This is a genomic window from Variovorax sp. J22R115, assembly GCF_030317005.1.
In the GTDB taxonomy this organism is placed as follows: Bacteria; Pseudomonadota; Gammaproteobacteria; order Burkholderiales; family Burkholderiaceae_C; genus Variovorax.
Genome location: NZ_JASZYM010000023.1, coordinates 12,890 through 30,318, shown reverse-complemented (window position 1 = coordinate 30,318; position 17,429 = coordinate 12,890). Strand labels below are relative to the sequence as shown.

18 protein-coding genes are annotated in these 17,429 nt (G+C 65.9%); 13 read left to right on the top strand and 5 right to left on the bottom strand.

The features are described from left to right. Positions 1-7: 7 nt before the first annotated feature. Positions 8-607, top strand: coding sequence for an NADPH-dependent F420 reductase (locus QTI04_RS30140; protein ID WP_286618882.1), 600 nt, complete (start codon positions 8-10; stop codon positions 605-607). A 730-nt stretch (positions 608-1,337) separates the two neighbouring features. On the opposite strand, the gene QTI04_RS30135 is transcribed toward QTI04_RS30140, so the two are convergent. The 3 genes from QTI04_RS30135 to QTI04_RS30125 form a co-directional block, all read right to left on the bottom strand. Further along, positions 1,338-3,590, bottom strand: a complete 2,253-nt coding sequence (locus QTI04_RS30135; RefSeq protein WP_286618881.1) for a xanthine dehydrogenase family protein molybdopterin-binding subunit — start codon at positions 3,588-3,590, stop codon at positions 1,338-1,340. A gap of 14 nt (positions 3,591-3,604) precedes the next feature. Continuing rightward, positions 3,605-4,078 (bottom strand): (2Fe-2S)-binding protein, encoded by a 474-nt coding sequence (locus QTI04_RS30130; RefSeq protein ID WP_286618880.1) that lies wholly within the window; start codon positions 4,076-4,078, stop codon positions 3,605-3,607. 176 nt (positions 4,079-4,254) lie between these two features. Next, positions 4,255-4,827 (bottom strand): TetR/AcrR family transcriptional regulator, encoded by a 573-nt coding sequence (locus QTI04_RS30125; protein ID WP_286618878.1) that lies wholly within the window; start codon positions 4,825-4,827, stop codon positions 4,255-4,257. 193 nt (positions 4,828-5,020) lie between these two features. Between QTI04_RS30125 and QTI04_RS30120 the strand changes: the two genes are divergently transcribed. The 3 genes from QTI04_RS30120 (at position 5,021) to QTI04_RS30110 (ending at position 7,389) form a co-directional block, all read left to right on the top strand. Next, positions 5,021-5,785, top strand: coding sequence for an SDR family oxidoreductase (locus QTI04_RS30120; RefSeq protein WP_286618877.1), 765 nt, complete (start codon positions 5,021-5,023; stop codon positions 5,783-5,785). Between the two features lie 6 nt (positions 5,786-5,791). Next, a complete protein-coding gene (locus QTI04_RS30115; protein ID WP_286618876.1) occupies positions 5,792-6,697 on the top strand; it encodes a LysR family transcriptional regulator in 906 nt (301 codons plus the stop codon). A gap of 494 nt (positions 6,698-7,191) precedes the next feature. Further along, positions 7,192-7,389 carry a hypothetical protein gene (locus QTI04_RS30110; RefSeq protein WP_286618875.1) on the top strand — a complete coding sequence of 66 codons (198 nt, stop codon included), beginning with the start codon at positions 7,192-7,194 and terminating at the stop codon, positions 7,387-7,389. Between the two features lie 100 nt (positions 7,390-7,489). On the opposite strand, the gene QTI04_RS30105 is transcribed toward QTI04_RS30110, so the two are convergent. Both QTI04_RS30105 and radA read right to left on the bottom strand, forming a co-directional pair. After that, complete coding sequence (locus QTI04_RS30105) at positions 7,490-7,702, bottom strand: hypothetical protein (RefSeq protein ID WP_286618874.1); 213 nt, start codon at positions 7,700-7,702, stop codon at positions 7,490-7,492. 196 nt (positions 7,703-7,898) lie between these two features. Beyond that, entirely contained in the window at positions 7,899-9,290 is a 1,392-nt protein-coding gene (gene radA, locus QTI04_RS30100; RefSeq protein WP_286618873.1) for a DNA repair protein RadA, read from the bottom strand. A gap of 154 nt (positions 9,291-9,444) precedes the next feature. Between radA and hpaR the strand changes: the two genes are divergently transcribed. The 9 genes from hpaR to ilvD are packed head-to-tail and all read left to right on the top strand — an operon-like array spanning position 9,445 to position 17,414. Then, positions 9,445-9,882: a homoprotocatechuate degradation operon regulator HpaR gene (gene hpaR, locus QTI04_RS30095; protein WP_286604959.1), complete on the top strand. Its 438-nt coding sequence runs from the start codon at positions 9,445-9,447 to the stop codon at positions 9,880-9,882. Continuing rightward, positions 9,879-10,502 (top strand): fumarylacetoacetate hydrolase family protein, encoded by a 624-nt coding sequence (locus QTI04_RS30090; RefSeq protein WP_286618871.1) that lies wholly within the window; start codon positions 9,879-9,881, stop codon positions 10,500-10,502. The genes hpaR and QTI04_RS30090 overlap by 4 nt, the downstream gene beginning before the upstream one ends. Further along, positions 10,499-11,251 carry a fumarylacetoacetate hydrolase family protein gene (locus QTI04_RS30085; RefSeq protein ID WP_286618870.1) on the top strand — a complete coding sequence of 251 codons (753 nt, stop codon included), beginning with the start codon at positions 10,499-10,501 and terminating at the stop codon, positions 11,249-11,251. The genes QTI04_RS30090 and QTI04_RS30085 overlap by 4 nt, the downstream gene beginning before the upstream one ends. Positions 11,252-11,281: 30 nt before the next feature. Next, positions 11,282-12,739: a 5-carboxymethyl-2-hydroxymuconate semialdehyde dehydrogenase gene (gene hpaE / locus QTI04_RS30080; RefSeq protein WP_286618869.1), complete on the top strand. Its 1,458-nt coding sequence runs from the start codon at positions 11,282-11,284 to the stop codon at positions 12,737-12,739. A 2-nt stretch (positions 12,740-12,741) separates the two neighbouring features. Next, positions 12,742-13,620, top strand: coding sequence for a 3,4-dihydroxyphenylacetate 2,3-dioxygenase (gene hpaD / locus QTI04_RS30075; RefSeq protein ID WP_286604967.1), 879 nt, complete (start codon positions 12,742-12,744; stop codon positions 13,618-13,620). A gap of 12 nt (positions 13,621-13,632) precedes the next feature. After that, complete coding sequence (locus tag QTI04_RS30070; RefSeq protein ID WP_286604969.1) at positions 13,633-14,037, top strand: 5-carboxymethyl-2-hydroxymuconate Delta-isomerase; 405 nt, start codon at positions 13,633-13,635, stop codon at positions 14,035-14,037. Between the two features lie 15 nt (positions 14,038-14,052). Further along, a complete protein-coding gene (gene hpaH, locus QTI04_RS30065) occupies positions 14,053-14,856 on the top strand; it encodes a 2-oxo-hept-4-ene-1,7-dioate hydratase (protein WP_286618868.1) in 804 nt (267 codons plus the stop codon). A gap of 9 nt (positions 14,857-14,865) precedes the next feature. Then, a complete protein-coding gene (gene hpaI / locus QTI04_RS30060) occupies positions 14,866-15,675 on the top strand; it encodes a 4-hydroxy-2-oxoheptanedioate aldolase (protein ID WP_286604971.1) in 810 nt (269 codons plus the stop codon). A 5-nt stretch (positions 15,676-15,680) separates the two neighbouring features. Beyond that, positions 15,681-17,414, top strand: a complete 1,734-nt coding sequence (gene ilvD / locus QTI04_RS30055; protein ID WP_286618867.1) for a dihydroxy-acid dehydratase — start codon at positions 15,681-15,683, stop codon at positions 17,412-17,414. Positions 17,415-17,429: the final 15 nt, after the last annotated feature.

Genomic DNA, 17,429 nt, shown 5'->3' with positions numbered 1-17,429 from the left:
AGAATATATGAGCTACGCAATTATTGGCTTCGGCAAGATCGGCCAAGCTCTTGCTAAGGCGTTTGCCCGAAGCGGCGTCGAGGTATCCGTTGCAACCACTCGCGACCCGGAAAGCTTTGCATCCGCTGCGGCCGCGATCGGACCCGAGATCATTCCCAAAAAACTGGCGGAAGCCGTCAAGGCGGACATCGTCTTTTTGGCTGTCCGTTACGAGTCGCACCGGGATGTCGCGAAGGCGCTGCCGACCTGGCAGGGGAAGACTATCGTCGATGTGACCAATGCCTACGGCGTGCCCCCTGAGGAACTCGGAGGACAGCCTTCTTCCAAGTTCGTCGCGCAGACCTTCACTGGTGGACGACTGGTCAAGGGCTTCAACCATTTGGTCGCTTCCGTCCTTGGCCAAGATCCGGCCGTACATGGTGGCAGGAGAGTCGTGTTCCTGTCGAGCGACGATGACGACGCAGCAGCGGAGATTGGTGCGCTTGCGGTAAATCTCGGTTTCTCGCCGATCAAACTTGGCGGGCTTTCGGAAGGTGGGCTGCTCGTCCAGGCGCGCGGAAATAGCTGGGGTCAACTGATCTTTAAGGACTTGGTCAAGTTCGACTGATGAGTCGTGATCGCAAATTTCGATGCGATCTGACTGCTCTCGGGAAGTCCCTGCTCATTCGGATCTCGAGTCTTGGCCAGTAGGCCGCTGCCAAGCGCAAGGTCATCGAGGCGTCTTGCGAGCGCTTCGATGCCTCTGGCAGAGAGTGAAGAAGCTGCTTAAGCGGTCGTCTCGAGGTCGGTGCTCGCGCCGAGCTGCCCCCCAATTCTTCAGCTCTTCCGGCATCGCGGAAGGTCGGCTTACGGGCGTTCAATCTTGAGACGGGTACTTCCGTCTTGGGCCCTAAACTACCTTCCGGGCGATCACCTCGAAGGTCCCCCGTCAAATCGATGCGCCGCAATACGACTGCGCGCAGAGCTTTCTGACGCCGCCGATGTGCCGCGCGCAGATTGTTGAACTCGTCCTCCACGAGTAGCACCGCGTCGCTGGCGGCCTTGTTTTTGGTTGACTTGCGAGGCGCGGGACTTGTTGCCGGTCGGCGTCTGACGGCTTCGCGCCGTTTGGACTTGGTATCGCTGGATGCACGCACGAGCGCGCGAAATGACTTGGCCATGTTGGCCTCCCTGAAGTTCCGGTTTGCACAAACCGTCGCACCCGCTTCCAAACGGGGGCGGCAGCTCGAACGGGTTGGAAGACCGGGGAACCTCTTACGAAAAAAGCCGGCAGGGCTTGCGCCCCCCTTCGAGCCGCCAAAACTGGGGCACGAACGAAGACAACTGGCGCACGACCTTCAACCCAACTTGAACGGCAACTCCCGCACCGGCTTCCCCGTAATCGCCGCCACCGCATTCGCAAACGCCGGCGCCAGCGGCGGAAGCCCTGGCTCACCCATGCCGGTAGGCGCATCGGCACTCGGCACGATGTGCACCGCAATCTGCGGGATGTCGGTCATGCGCGGCACGACGAAGTCACCGAAGTTGCTCTGCTGCACCACCCCATCCTTCAGCGTGATCGCCGCGCCGGGCAGGCACATCGACAGCCCCATCACCGCGCCGCCCTGCACTTGCGCCTCCACGCTCTTCGGGTTGACCACGAGATTGCAGTGCACGCCCGCCGTCACGTTGTGCAGCGTGGGCGTGCCGTCCTTCACCGAGGCTTCGACGACATACGCCACCACCGAGTTGAAGGATTCGTGCACCGCCACGCCCCAGGCGCGTCCCGCTCCGAGCTTCTTCTTGCCGTAGCCGGACTTGTCCACCGCCAGTTGCAGTGCCGCCTTGTGGCGCGGGTGCTGGTCGCCGATGAGCTTCATGCGGTAGGCGACCGGATCTTGCTTCGTAGTACGGGCGATCTCGTCGAGCAGCGTTTCCATGACGAACGCGGTGTGGGTCGAGCCCACGCTGCGCCACCAGAGCACCGGCACGTTGAGCTTGGGGTGATGCACGGTGAGCCGCATCGGCACGTCGTAGGGCTCCTTCATGCCTTCGACTGCGGTGCCGTCGATGCCGTCCTTGACCATCATCGGCTCGAACATGCTGCCCATCAGCAGCGACTGGCCGACGATGACGTGGTCCCAACCGGTGACCTTGCCCTGCGCGTCGAAGCCGATCTTCGCGGTGTGAAGGTGCATGGGGCGGTAGTAGCCGCCCTTGATGTCGTCCTCGCGGCTCCACAGCGTGCGGATCGGCGCGGCAATGCCCGCGGCCTGCGCGGCCTTGACGACGCCGCAGGCCTCGGCCACGTAGTCGCTGGTCAGCAGGCCGCGACGGCCGAAGCCGCCGCCCGCCATCTGCACGTGGACCTTGACGTTCTCCGGCGGCAGACCCAGCACCTTGGCGGCGGCCATGCCGTCGATGCCCGGCATCTGCGTGCCCGTCCACACTTCCGCCTTGCCGCCCGCCAGGCTGACGGTGCAGTTGAGCGGTTCCATCGGCGCGTGCGCGAGGTAGGGGAAGACGAATTCGGCCTCGATCTTGTGCGGGGCTCCGGCGAGCTTCGAGACGTCGGCGTCGTACTTGCGCTTGCCCGGCCGCTTCGCGAGTTCGCGGTATTGCGCGAGCTGCTTCTCGCTGTCGACCTTCTCGACGCCGCTGTTGTCCCATTCGAGCTTGAGCGCATCGCGGCCCTGCTTGGCGGCCCAGTAGCCGTCGGCGACCACGGCCACGCCTTCGGCGCCGCGGTCCAGCGGTACACGCAGCACGGCCTTGACGCCCTTGATCGCCTTCGCGGCGCTGTCGTCCACCGACTTGAGCTTGGCGCCGAACAACGGCGGATGGGACACGACGGCGGTCAGCATGCCGGGCAGGCGCATGTCGATGCCGTAGTTCTGCTGGCCGCTGGACTTGGCCTGCGCGTCGAGCCGTCCGGTGGGCTTGCCGATGAGGCGGAAGTCCTTCGGGTCCTTGAGCTTGACGGTCTCGGGCACGGGCAGCTTCATTGCCGCTTCGGCCAGTTCGCCGTAGCCGAGCTGCTTGCCGCCGGGGCCGATGACGACGCCACTGCGCGTCTGCAGCGTCGCGACATCCACCTTCCACTGTGCCGCCGCCGCGCTGACCAGCATGGCGCGGGTGCGGGCGCCGAGTTCGCGGTATTGCGTGTACGAGTTCTTGATCGAACCCGAGCCGCCCGTGATGTGCATGCCGAAGGCAGGGTCGACATAAGCCGGGTCGTTGGTGCCGTGAACGCTTCGGACCTTGGACCAGTCGGCGTCGAGTTCTTCCGCCAGGATCATCGGCAATCCGGTCTGCACGCCCTGCCCGAAGTCGAGCCGGTTGATGGTGATGGTGGTGGTGCCGTCGCGGTCGATGCGCACGAAGGCCGCCGGCTGCTGCAGCGGCTTCAGGCCCGCCGGCTTGGCGGCCGCTGCGCTCGTGTCCTGCGCGAGCGCGCCCATCGGGAAGACGCCGAGCGCGAAGCCACTCACCGCCGTGAGCTTCAAGAAGCTGCGACGCGGCAGGCCGCTGGGTTCGGTGGTGTCCTCGGGGCGCGTCATCAGCGCGCGGAGGTTGGCGGGCAGCTCGAAAGTGGCTTGATCGAAGTTCATGGTGATCTCCTTCTTCAAGCCAGCGTCTTGGCGGCGTCGGCGACGGCGGCGCGGATGCGCGCGTAGGTGCCGCAGCGGCAGATGTTGCCGGCCATGGCCGAATCGATCTCGGCTTCGCTGGGCAGCTTGCCGGGCGCGACGGTCTTCAGGAAGGCGGTGGCGGACATGATCTGGCCGCTCTGGCAGTAGCCGCACTGCGCCACGTCATGCTTGACCCAGGCGTCGTGCACGGCCTTGCCGACCTTGTCGCCGCCGTCGGTGACGGCTTCGATGGTGGTGATCTTCTGGCCCGCCGCGGCGGAGATCGGCGTCACGCACGAGCGGATCGCCTGGCCGTTGAGGTGCACGGTGCAGGCGCCGCACAGCGCCGCGCCGCAGCCGAACTTGGTGCCGGTCATGCCCAGCGTGTCGCGCAGGGCCCAGAGGATGGGGGTGGAAGGGTCGGCGTCGACCTGCCGGTCCTTGCCGTTGATGTTCAGGGTGGTCATGGTGGGGCTTTCTCTTCTTGGGTGAATATCGGTTCGGTCAAACAATAGACCTGTGCGCGTGCGAGGTCAAGCGCGGCCAAGGCCAGAAATCCCGCGGAACCGGCTTGCCGGGCCGCAGGGGTTGCCCCCGGAAGGGGGTAGGCGGCCACACGAAGTGGGCAAGCCTGGGGGAGAGCTCAGGCCTTAATGCCGTCCCAGCAGAGCCCGAAGGCCATCGCCAGGTTCTCGTCCGTACGGGCCAGCGCGCCGGAGCGAAGCAGGTTGGCGGTCTCGCGCACCGAGCCGCCGAAGGTGTTGATAAGCAGGACGGTGGGCACGTCCTTCAGGATCTGGTGCGCCTTGGCCGACTCGATCAGATCAACCCAGTCCTTGATGAGCCGGGCCGAGAGATTGCGGCTCTCTTCGCTGAACCAGGGCGAGTTGTAGTACTGCTCCAGGAAAACGACCTGCGCATAGTGTGTCAGGCGGTGCTCGAGCCAGTTCATCCACATGTGCCGGAAGCGGCTGCGAAACGGCGCTTTCGGGTCGTCGCCGTGCATGAGGCTGGCGGCGATCGTCGTCTTGGCCTGCTCGTAGAGCGCGACCATCAACTCTTCCTTCGACTTGAAGTAGACGTACAGCGTACCCGTGGCAAGGCCGGCCTCGCGGGCAATGGCGGCCATGGTGAGGCCGCTCAGGCCGGTCTGCTCGACCAGCGTGAACGTGGCCTCGGCGATGGCGCGGAGCTTTTCGTCGTCCTTGGGTTTCACGGCGCGATCTTAGAGCGTTCCGGCTTTTTGATGAACAAATATTCACCAAAAGTGACAATCACCTACCGAAGCAATCCCGTTTGTTCGGTTTTTCCGGAAGCCAGAAACGACATTCGACGTCTAGCGCGAACACTTTCCGGTCCCCATACTGACTGCATCTGATCGCCTCGATCAGCAACCCAAGGATCGAACCGTGAACCGTCTCGAAGGAAAAGTAGCTCTCATCACCGGCGCCAGCGCCGGCATCGGCCATGCAACCGCCAAGCTTTTCGCGGCGGAAGGCGCCAAACTGGTCGTCGGCGCGCGCCGGGCAGCCGAACTCGAAAAACTCGTCGAAGAAATTCGCGCCGCCGGAGGCCATGCCGTCGCACTCGCCGGCGACGTGCGCTCCGAAGACTATGCGCGCGCCCTCGTCGCGTTGGCCGTTTCGACTTACGGCCGCCTCGACATCGCCTTCAACAACGCGGGCACCCTCGGCGAAGGCGGCCCCAGCACGGGGATCTCGGAAGCCGGCTGGACCGACACCCTGGCGATCAACCTGACCGGCGCCTTCCTCGGCGCCAAGCACCAGGTCGCGCAGATGCTGGAGAACGGCGGCGGCTCGGTCATCTTCACCTCCACCTTCGTCGGCCACACCTTTGCGTTCCCGGGCGTGGCTGCCTATGCGGCGAGCAAGGCCGGCCTCATCGGCCTTACCCAGGCACTTGCCGCCGAATACGGGCCGCAAAGAGTGCGCGTGAATGCGATCCTGCCGGGTGCCGTCGACACCGACATGTACCGCAGCATGAACAACTCCAAGGAGTCGCAATCCTTCGTCACGAACCTCCACGCGCTCAAGCGCGTGGCGACGCCGGAGGAACTGGCCCGCTCCGTGCTCTACCTGGCCTCAGACGACTCGTCGTTCGTCACCGGCACGGCATCGCTGGTCGATGGCGGCGCATCCATCACGCGCACCTGATCGGGCATGGTGAAGCTGGACGGCTTGGCCACCTTCGTGGCGGTCGCGGAGTCGGGCTCCATCAGCGAAGCATCGCGACGGCTGAATCTCTCCAAGTCCGTCGTGAGCGAGCGCCTCGCCGACCTTGAAAAGGAACTGGGGGTTCGTCTTCTGCACCGCTCGACGCGCAAGCTGACGCTCACCGAAGACGGCAGCACCTTCCTGGCGCGCGCCTCCGCCATCATGCGAGATGTCGAGGAGGCCGCCGCAGAGTTGGCGCAGCGGCGCGGCACGCTGGTCGGGCCGCTGAGAATTTCCGCGCCGGTCACCTTCGGGCGCATGCACCTGGGCCCGGCGCTGTATCCGTTCATCGCGGCCCATCCCGGCATCGAGTTGGCGCTCGAACTTGATGATCGAAGAGTCGACGCCGCATCGGAAGGCTACGACGGCGTGGTCCGAAGCGGGCCGCTTGTCGATTCGCGCCTGGTGGCGTGGACGCTGGCCCGGAGCCGCCGGGCGCTCGTCGCCTCGCCGGACTACATCGAGAAGCAAGGCCGGCCCTCCAGCGTCGAGGATCTGCAGCGCCACCGGGGCGTGTTCTACACGAACCGGGGCGTTGCCGACTGGCAGTTCCGGCGCGATGGCGAACTCGTGTCGGTGCGCGCGTCGCGGGCCCTGCGCGTGAACAACGGCGACATGATGCGGGATGCCTGCGAGACGGGGCTGGGCATCGCGCTGCTGCCCACTTTCATCGTCGGGGAGTCTTTGCGTGCCGGCAGGCTGCTTGCCATCGATATCGGGCTTCCTTCGGAGGAAGAGTTTCTGTACGTTGCGCATCCGGAAGGACGATCGCCCTCGGCGAAGCTGCGGGCGATGACCGATGCGCTCAAGGCCGCATTCGGCGACCCGCCCTACTGGGATTCGGGGCTGTGATGCTTGGCAAGCCGGCGCAAGAGCGCTTCATCGCTGACATCCTCAAGAACCGCAATGACCGGGCAGGACACGACGACTTCGCCGACCGCTCGGGAGGTCAGGCCAACGGCATCGTGCGAATCTCGTCCGCTCCAAGCCGCGTGCGGTCGATTGGCCATCCTCGCTAGCGGGCGTGCTTTGCGGCCCTTCGAAACGGGTAGGAGGCTTCCCGGTCCGCCTGTTGAATCACCGCACCCCAGGCCTTGTTGAGTGCTTGCCCGGCAGTCTTGCCGCAGGTGGGCTGCAGATCTCGATACTAGGCGCCATGCCCGATGTAGCCGGCTGCCGCGAACCGAAGCCTCGATGGAGTAGCCACGGAGTGAATCGCCGACTCGCGTTCGCGTTTTGGCGCGTTGGCGAACTGCACGTGAGGTGAAGAGAACGTGCTTTGAGCTACATCAAGGCGGCGTCCAAGACGCTTGCGTAGCATTCCTTCTCACAACAGGAGACTTTCCATGCACGCAACTCCCGAGTCCTTGACGCGCGATACGGACCCTTCCGACTCCTTGGCGCGTGAAGTGCCTCTCGTCCAGATTCACTTGAACCAGTTGCTGGCGCTCGCACCATGGCCCGCCGCCATGTGGGTGTTTTGGCAGGGCCAGTTCTCGCGCTATTCAACGTTTCTCGCTGGCGGCGCCCCTATCGACGCCTGACAGTCCGTTTCCACTGGGCTGAAAGACCGCAACGCTGCAGAGCCAATGTTCAGGCCACGTCCGTCACGACCGCGCACAAGGACCAGACTGTCTTCGGGCCTCAGTGACGTGCTTTACTCACCGACTGGCTCGCTTCGGTCACGATCTGCATTCGCCGCACCATCTCTGCGTTGACCACCTCCATCAAGGCGCGCAACTCGGTCGGCCGAATGGGGAACTCCTCGAATTCTTCGCGATAGAGAGGCGTCAGAAAACTTTGCACGCAGTCGTACGCACGATGTGCTGCGCGCACATTGTTGAACTCGTCCTCCACGAGCAGCAGACTTGGCCCTGTCGAAGGCGGCAGCTCGAACGGGTTGGAAGACCGGACAACTTCTCACGAACAAACCGGCAGGACTTTCGTCGTCCCGTCCGAGCCGCCAAAAATTGGGACGCGAACGAGGAAGCCGCAGGGTGTTCGGGCTTCCAAACCCGACCAAGTCTTTGATGACGTGGCTCACGCACCAGCGCTACTGCATCTGCCGCACGATGTCCAACGCCTCCTCGATCCGCTCCACCGCATGGATCGTCAGCCCCTCGATCTCTTTCGAGCCCTTGCGCGGCGCATTCGCCTTCGGCACTACCGCCACGCTGAATCCGAGCTTGGCGGCTTCGCGCAGCCGCTCCTGCCCGCGCGGCGCGGGCCGCACCTCGCCGGCCAGCCCCACTTCACCGAACGCGATGAAGCCCTTGGGCAGCGGCTTCCCGCGCAGGCTCGACGTGATCGACAGCATCACCGCCAGGTCGGCCGCAGGCTCGCTGATCCGCACCCCGCCCACCGCGTTGACGAACACGTCCTGGTCCATGCAGGCCACGCCCGCATGCCTGTGCAGCACCGCGAGCAGCATGGCGAGACGATCACGGTCCAGCCCCACCGACAGGCGCCGCGGGCTGGGCCCGCCGTTGTCGACCAGCGCCTGGATCTCGACCAGCATCGGCCGCGTGCCTTCGAGCGTGACCAGCACGACGCTGCCCGGCACCGGCTCGGCGTGCTGGCTCAGGAAGATCGCGCTCGGGTTCGTCACGCCCTTGAGCCCGCGCTCCGTCATCGCGAAGACGCCGATCTCGTTGACCGCGCCAAAGCGGTTCTTGATGGCCCGCACCAGGCGAAAACTCGAATGCGTGTCGCCCTCGAAGTACAGCACCGTGTCGACCATGTGCTCCAGCACGCGTGGGCCGGCCAGGGCGCCCTCCTTGGTGACGTGGCCAACCAGCACGATGGCGGTGCCGCTGGCCTTGGCGAAGCGAGTGAGGTGCGCTGCGCACTCGCGCACCTGGGCGACCGAGCCGGGTGCCGAAGTGAGCTGGTCGGAGTAGACGGTCTGGATGGAGTCGATGACCGCGATCGCCGGGCGGTTGGCGTCGAGCGTGGCAAGGATCTTCTCCAGCTGGATCTCGGCCAGCACCTGCACCTGTGAGTGTTCCAGCCCGAGTCGACGTGAGCGCAGCGCGACCTGCGCGCCGCTTTCCTCGCCGGTGACGTAGAGCGCGTTGCGCCCGGCACGCTGCAGCGCGTCGACCGCCTGCAGCAGCAGCGTCGATTTGCCGATGCCGGGGTCGCCGCCGATGAGCGTGACTCCGCCGTCCACGATGCCGCCGCCCAGCACGCGGTCGAGTTCGTCGATGCCCGTTGGCGTGCGCGCGATGTCGGTGGCCTCGATCTCCGACAGGGTCGCCAGTTCGGCCGAGCCCGCCAGCGCCGCGAACTGCGTGCCGAAGCGATTGTTGGACGACCCTCCCGCAGCAGCGCCGACTTGCTCGATCAATGTGTTCCAGGCGCCGCAGCTCGGGCATTTGCCGAGCCACTTGAGGCTGGTGCCGCCGCATTCGCTGCAGACGTAGAGTGTTTTTTCCTTGGCCATGCGTCGAGTGTAGGGATGCGCTCAGCGGCTCACGCCAGTACGCGCCTCAAGGCTCGAATGCGCTGCCACACCTGCGCTGGCGCATACGCCAAAGGGTTAACCCGAGGTACGTCCTTCGATCAATCATTTAACATATTAAATAAATTGACGCAGCATGATCACTCCCTTCTCCCACCGCAACTTGCCGCGCCTGCTGCTGCAGGCTCGCGAAGCCGTGATGGGCCATACGCGGCCCAGCCTGCGCGAGCATGCGTTGTCGGACCAGCAGTGGCGCGTGCTGCGCGTGCTCGGTGAACATGGCGCGGTCGAAACCGGCCGCGTGGCGCGCGAGGCCTTCATCCTCGGCCCGAGCCTGACCGGCGTGCTCGCACGCATGGAGCGCGACGAACTCATCACGCGCAGCCGCGACCCCGAGGACCAGCGCCGCACCGTGGTCGAAGCCACCGCGCGCGGCCGCAAGCTGGTGACGAAGCTGTCCACCAGCATCGAGGCGCACTACGGCTGGATGGAAGAGGCGATGGGCAAAGAGAAGCTGACCCAGCTCTACCAACTCCTCGACGAACTCATCGCACTGGAACAACCGCAACCATGACCTACACCCCCAAAGGCACCGTCTACGGCGTGCTGCTGAACTTCCGCGCGGAGGTCGAGGCACTGGCGCCGCAGATGAACCAGCCGCCCTACAAGGCCCCCCCGAAAGCGCCGGTGCTCTACGTCAAGACCGCTAACACCTGGAGCCCGCACGGCAGCGCGATCACGGTGCCGGCGAAGGTCGATGCGGTCGAGGTCGGCGCCACCATCGCGATGGTGATCGGCGCCGACAACGACGTCGAAGGCTTCGTGCTAATGAACGACCTGTCGATTCCGCATGCGAGCTTCTTCCGCCCGCCGGTCAAGTTCAAGTGCGTCGACGGCTTCCTGGGCATCGGCCCGGCGATGCGCGATGCGCAGGAGGTGGCCGACCCGGCGCAGTTCAGGCTCGAAGTGCGCATCAACGGCGAGTTGAAGCAGTCGGTCGATTTTTCGCGGACGGTGCGCAGCGCCTCGCAACTGCTGGCCGATGTCGGCGACTTCATGACGCTTGCGCACGGCGAAGTGCTGATGCTCGGCTGCGACGCCGGCCGCCCGCTGGCGCGCCCAGGCGACCGCATCGAGATCAGCGCGCCAGGCTTCGAGACACTGGTCAACACACTGGTAAAGGAGCAGGCATGAAGCACGCGCGCATCCTGTTCGAAGGCGCGGTGCACGACGCCGTGGAGGACGACGGCCGACTGAGGCTGGCCGATGGCCGGCTGCTGGCAGCCGATGTCGTGACGTGGCTGCCGCCGCTGGCACCGGTGCCGCGTCCGCGCACCATCCTCGCGCTGGGGCTCAACTACGCCGACCATGCCAAGGAGCTGGAGTTCAAGGCGCCCGAGGAACCCCTGGTGTTCGTCAAGGGTGAGAGCACGCTGACGGGCCATCGCCAACTCACTCGCAGGCCGGCGGACGTGCAGTTCATGCACTACGAATGCGAACTGGTGATCGTGGTCGGCAAGACCGCACGCAAGGTGAAGCGCGACGACGCCTACGACTTCATCGGCGGCTACACGGTCGCCAACGACTACGCGATCCGCGACTACCTGGAGAACTGGTACCGCCCCAACCTGCGCGTGAAGAACCGCGACACCTGCACGCCGATCGGCCCCTGGCTGGTCGACGCCAAGGACGTGGCAGATCCGATGGCGCTGGCGCTCAGCACCACCGTCAACGGCAAGCTCACGCAGGCGGGCAACACGAAGGACATGATCTTCGACGCGCCCTTCCTGATCGAGTACTTCAGCAGTTTCATGACGCTGTCGCCAGGCGACATCATCCTGACGGGCACGCCTGACGGCGTGGTCGACTGCCGCCCGGGCGACGTCATCGTGACCGAGATCGCGCAGATCGGCGCGCTGGTCAACACCATCGCTGCGGGCTGAGCGGCGCATTCACCACCAGAGACGAACCCCATGCAGATCGATCACCTCATCAATGGCAAGCGGGTCGCCGGCCGCGACTACTTCCAGACCGTCAACCCCGCCACGCAGGAAGTGCTGGCCGAAGTCGCCTCGGGCGGCGAGGCCGAAGTGAATGCGGCCGTGGCCGCTGCCAAGGAAGCCTTCCCGAAATGGGCCGGCATGCCCGCGCCCGAACGCGCGAAGCTGATCCGCAAGCTCGGCGACCTGATCGCGAAGAACGTGCCGGAGATCGCGCAGACCGAGACCAACGACTGCGGCCAGGTCATCGCGCAGACCGGCAAGCAGCTGGTGCCGCGCGCGGCCGACAACTTCTACTATTTCGCGGAGATGTGCACCCGTGTGGACGGCCACACCTACCCGACGCCCACGCATCTCAACTACACGCTGTTCCACCCGGTCAGCGTGTGCGCGCTGATCTCGCCCTGGAACGTGCCTTTCATGACGGCGACGTGGAAGGTCGCGCCCTGCCTCGCCTTCGGCAACACGGCGGTACTCAAGATGAGCGAACTCTCGCCGCTCACGGCCGCGCGCCTGGGCGAGCTGGCGCTCGAAGCGGGCATTCCGCCCGGCGTGCTGAACCTCGTGCACGGCTACGGCAAGGAGGCCGGCGAGCCGCTGGTGGCGCACCCCGACGTGCGGGCGATTTCCTTCACCGGATCGACGGCGACCGGCAACCGCATCGTCAAGAGCGCGGGCCTCAAGAAGTTCAGCATGGAGCTCGGCGGCAAGAGCCCCTTCGTGATCTTCGACGACGCCGACCTCGACCGCGCGCTCGACGCGGCCGTGTTCATGATCTTCAGCAACAACGGCGAGCGCTGCACCGCAGGCTCGCGCATCCTGGTGCAGCAGTCGATCTACGCTGACTTCGCGGCGAAGTTCGCCGAGCGCGCGAAGCGCATCGTGGTGGGCGACCCGCTCGACGAGAAGACCATCGTCGGCCCGATGATTTCGCAGGCGCATCTCGCCAAGGTGCGCAGCTACATCGAACTCGGCCCGAAGGAAGGCGCGACGCTGCTGTGTGGCGGCCTCGGTGCGCCCGATCTGACCGACCGCGTGAAGAAGGGCAACTACGTACTGCCGACCGTCTTCGCCGACGTCGATAACCGCATGAAGATCGCTCAGGACGAGATCTTCGGCCCGGTCGCCTGCCTGATCCCGTTCCAGGACGAGGCGGATGCGATCCGGCTCGCGAACGACATTCAATATGGCCTGTCGAGCTACGTGTGGACCGAGAACATCGGCAAGGCCCATCGCGTGGCCGCTGCGGTCGAGGCCGGTATGTGCTTCGTCAACAGCCAGAACGTGCGCGACCTGCGCCAGCCCTTCGGCGGCACCAAGGCCTCGGGCACGGGGCGCGAAGGCGGCACATGGAGCTACGAAGTTTTCTGCGAGCCGAAGAACATTGCTGTCTCGATGGGCAGCCATCACATTCCGCACTGGGGAGTCTGACCATGGGCAAGCTCGCACTCGCAGCCAAGATCACACATGTGCCGTCGATGTACCTGTCTGAGTTCCCCGGCCCGAACTTCGGCTGCCGCGATGCGGCGATCAACGGGCACAAGGAAATCGACCGCCGCTGCCGCGCGCTCGGCGTCGACACCATCGTGGTCTTCGACGTCCACTGGCAGGTGAACAGCGAATACCACATCAACTGCGGCCCGAAGTTCGAAGGCATCTACACGAGCAACGAGTTACCGCACTTCATCAAGAACATGCCCTATGCGTACCCGGGCAATCCGGCACTCGGGCACCTGATCGGCGACATGGCGAACGAGATGGGCGTGAAGAGCCGCGCCCACAGCGACACCACGCTCGACCTGGAGTACGGCACGCTGGTGCCCATGCGCTACATGAACGCTGACCAGCACTACAAGGTGATCAGCATCAGCGGCTGGTGCGACTGGCACGACCTGCAGGAGTCGGGCCGCTTCGGCCTCGCGGTGCGCCGCGCCATCGAGGAGCGCTACGACGGCACGGTGGCGGTGTTCGCGAGCGGATCGCTGTCCCATCACTTCGCGGACAACGGCCGTGCGCCGGAGTTCATGCACAAGGTGTACGACCCGTTCCTGGAGCAGGTCGACCATCGCGTGGTCGAACTCTGGAAGGCCGGCGACTGGAAGACCTTCATCGGGATGCTGCCGATGTATGCCGACAAGTGCTGGGGCGAAGGCGACATGCACGACACCGCGATGCTGCTCGGCCTGCTGGGCTGGGACAGTTACGAGGCGCCGGCAGAGATCGTCACGCCCTACTTCGGCAGCTCGGGCACGGGGCAGATCAATGCGATCTTCCCGGTCACGCCGCTGTCAGCGACAGCCACCACGTCCTGAGGAGCGCGAACCATGCCTCATCTGGTGATCCTCTACACCCCCAACATCGAGCCCGAGACCGACATGTCGGCGCTGTGCCGCACGCTTGCCGACACGATGCTCGAACAGCGCGACGAGGAAGGCAAGCAGGTCTATCCGACCGGGGGCACGCGCGTCCTCGCCTACCCTGCCGCGCACTATGCGGTGGCGGACGGCAAGGCGGACTACGCCTTTGTCTATCTCAATGTGAGGATGGCCGCCGGTCGCTCCGATGCGGTGAAGAAGCGCATCGGCGATGCACTGCTCGACCAGTCGAAGCGCCATTTCGAGCCGGTCTTCGCGCGGCGATACATCGGCATCACACTGCAGATCGACGAAAGCCCCGGCCAGGTCTACGACGGCAAGCACAGCAACCTGCATCCGCTCTTCACCAAATAATCAGCAGAACCCGCCATGCTCGCCCTGAACGTCATCCAGCAACTCGCCGCCGAACTTCACGAGAGCGAGAAGTCGCGCGTTCAGGTCGAGCATTTCTCCAAGCGCTTTCCCGAGATGACCATCGAGGACGGCTACGCCATCTCGCGCGAATGGGTCAAGACCAAGATCGCCGAGGGCCGCGTCGTCAAGGGTCACAAGATCGGCCTCACCTCGCGCGCAATGCAGCAGGCCAGCCAGATCACCGAGCCGGACTACGGAACGCTGCTGGACGACATGTTCTTCGAGCAGGGCGCCGACATCCCGTTCACGCGTTTCATCGCGCCGCGCATCGAGGTCGAGCTGGCTTTCGTGCTCGGCAAGCGGCTGCAAGGGCCGAACGTGACGATCTGCGACGTGCTGGCAGCCACTGATTACGTGGTGCCGGCCATCGAGATCATCGACGCGCGCATCGAGCAGTTCGATCGCCACACGAAGGCGATGCGCAAGGTCTTCGACACCATCGCCGACAACGCGGCCAACGCCGGCATCGTGACCGGCGGCCGCCCCGTGAAGCCTGACGCGGTGGACCTGCGCTGGGTCAGCGCCCTGCTCTACAAGAACGGCGTGATCGAGGAATCCGGCGTGGCCGCCGCCGTGCTCAACCACCCCGCCACCGGAGTGGCCTGGCTTGCCAACAAGCTCGCGCCGTGGGACGAATGCCTGGAAGCCGGCGAGGTGGTGCTCGGCGGCTCGTTCACGCGGCCGACGACCGCCGTGCCCGGCGACACCTTCCATGCCGACTACGGCCCCTTGGGCTCCATCGCCTTCCGCTTCACCTGAAAGACGCCAATGCAAACACCCGCGAACCCCTTCAAGCAAGCCCTCGCCGCCAAGCGCGCCCAGATCGGCCTCTGGCTCGGCCTCGCCGATTCGTACAGCGCGGAGATCTGCGCCGGCGCCGGCTTCGACTGGCTTCTGATCGACGGCGAACATTCGCCGAACGGCCTGCAGAGCATCCTGCAGCAGGCGCAGGCGATCGCCGCGTACCCCGGCGCGAACGCGATCGCGCGCGTGCCGCTCGGCCACGGCGACGCCGGCACGGCCCTGATCAAGCAGTACCTCGACCTCGGCGTGCAGACGCTGCTGGTGCCCATGGTCGATACGCCCGAGCAGGCGAAAGCCATCGTGCGCGCGATGCGCTATCCGCCCGACGGCATCCGCGGCATGGGCGGCGCGCGGGCGTCGGGCTGGGGCCGTTACCCCGCCTATGCAAAGGAAGCGAACGACCGGGTCTGCCTGCTGGTGCAGGCCGAGACGCGCGAGGCGCTCGCCAACCTGGACGCCATCGCGGCAGTCGACGGTGTCGACGGGGTGTTCATCGGCCCCGCAGACCTGTCGGCATCGATGGGGCACATGGGCAACCCCGGCCATGCCGAGGTGCAGGCGGCGATCGAAGACGCCATCGCGCGCATCAACCGCGCCGGCAAGGCAGCAGGCATTCTGACGCCGGACGAGGCGCTGGCCCGCAAGTACCTGGACTTGGGCGCGCTCTTCGTCGCCGTCGGCCTCGACACCAACCTGCTGGTGCGGACTACCTCCTCGCTGGCCGCCCGCTTCAAGGACGGCGCGAAGGCATCGCCCGCGAGCAGCACTTACTGAGTGCGATGACCGATTCGCCAAACGGGCGCAAGCCCTTCCGCTCGGCGACCATCCGCGACGGCGTGATTCGCGCGACCACGCGCAGCTTCCTGCACGCACTGGGGCAGGACGACGAGGACATCGCGCGCCCGCACATCGGCGTGTTCCACACCGGCGGCGAGATGAGCCCCTGCAACCTGAACCTGCGCGAGCAGGCGCAGCATGCCAAGACGGGCATCTATGCGGGCGGCGGCACGCCGCACGAGTGCCCGGTGGTGTCGGTCAGCGACGGTCTGACGATGGCTCATTCGGGCATGCGCTTCTCGCTGATCTCGCGCGAGTTGATCGCCGACAGCGTCGAGGCCTCGACGCGCGGCCACCAGTGGGACGGCATCTTCGCCATCGGCGCCTGCGACAAGAACCTGCCGGGCCTGATGATGGGCATGGTGCGCTGCAACGTGCCGAGCGTGTTCGTGCATGGCGGGTCCGCCCTGCCCGGCCAGATGCCTGGCCCGGACGGCCGCGACCTGAACGTCGTCGACACCTACGAGACCATCGGCAAGGTGCTGGCCGGCGACGCCACCCCCGACGAGCTCGAAGCCATGAGCCGTGCCTGCCTGCCCACCGCGGGCGCCTGCGCGGGGCAGTTCACCGCCAACACCATGGGCATGGTTTCCGAAGCGCTCGGCCTGGCGCCGATCGGCTCCAGCATGGTGCCGGCCGTCTTCAGCGAGCGAGCACCTCTCATGCGCCGCGCCGCGAAGTCGCTGATGCGGGCGGTAATGGGCGAAAGCCCCCTGCCGCGCGACATCGTGACGCGCAAGGCCCTCGAGAATGCTTGCGCCGTCGTGTCGGCCACCGGCGGCTCGACCAACGCCGCGCTGCATCTGCCGGCGATCGCGCACGAGGCGGGCATCAAGTTCCACCTGGACGACGTGGCCGAGGTGTTCGCGCGCACGCCGCTCATCGCCGACCTGCGACCGGGCGGCCAGTACCTGGCGCGCGACGTGTTCTACATCGGCGGCGCCGGCGTGATCCTGCGCACGCTGCTGGCGCAGGGCTATCTGCATGGCGACGCCATGACTTTCACCGGGCGCACGCTGGCCGAGGAAGTGGCCGACGCCGCCGAACCCGATGGCCGCGTGGTGCGCAAGGCGGGCGACCCGATCTCGCGCGATGGTGGTCTGGCCGTGCTCAAGGGCAATCTGTGCCCCGACGGCGCGCTGCTCAAGACCGCGGGGCTGAAGACGCTGGTGCACCGTGGCCCGGCGCGCGTCTTCGATTCGGAGGAAGAGGCGCAGACGGCGGTGCAGACCCGACGCTACGAACCCGGCGACGTGATCGTGATTCGCAACGAAGGCCCCAAGGGCAGCCCGGGCATGCGCGAGATGCTCGGCATCACCGCGCTGCTCTACGGACAGGGCATGGGCGACAAGGTGGCGCTGCTGACCGACGGACGCTTTTCCGGCGCGACGCGCGGGTTGTGCATCGGCTACGCGGGGCCGGAGGCGGCCGATGGCGGCCCGATCGCGGCGCTGGTGGATGGTGACTTGATCGCGATCGACGCGCGGGCGGAATCGCGCAGCATCGCGGTGGAACTGACGGACGCGGAAATCGCCGCGCGGCTCGCGAAACGTGAGGTAAACGCGGGGGTGCGGCATGGCGGCTTGCTGGAAAAATATGCCCTCACCGTGCGGCCTGGCCACCAGGGCGCCGTGACCCACTCCGGCGCAGTCACCTGGCTGCGCGACGAGTCCTGAAGCACCACCCTTGGA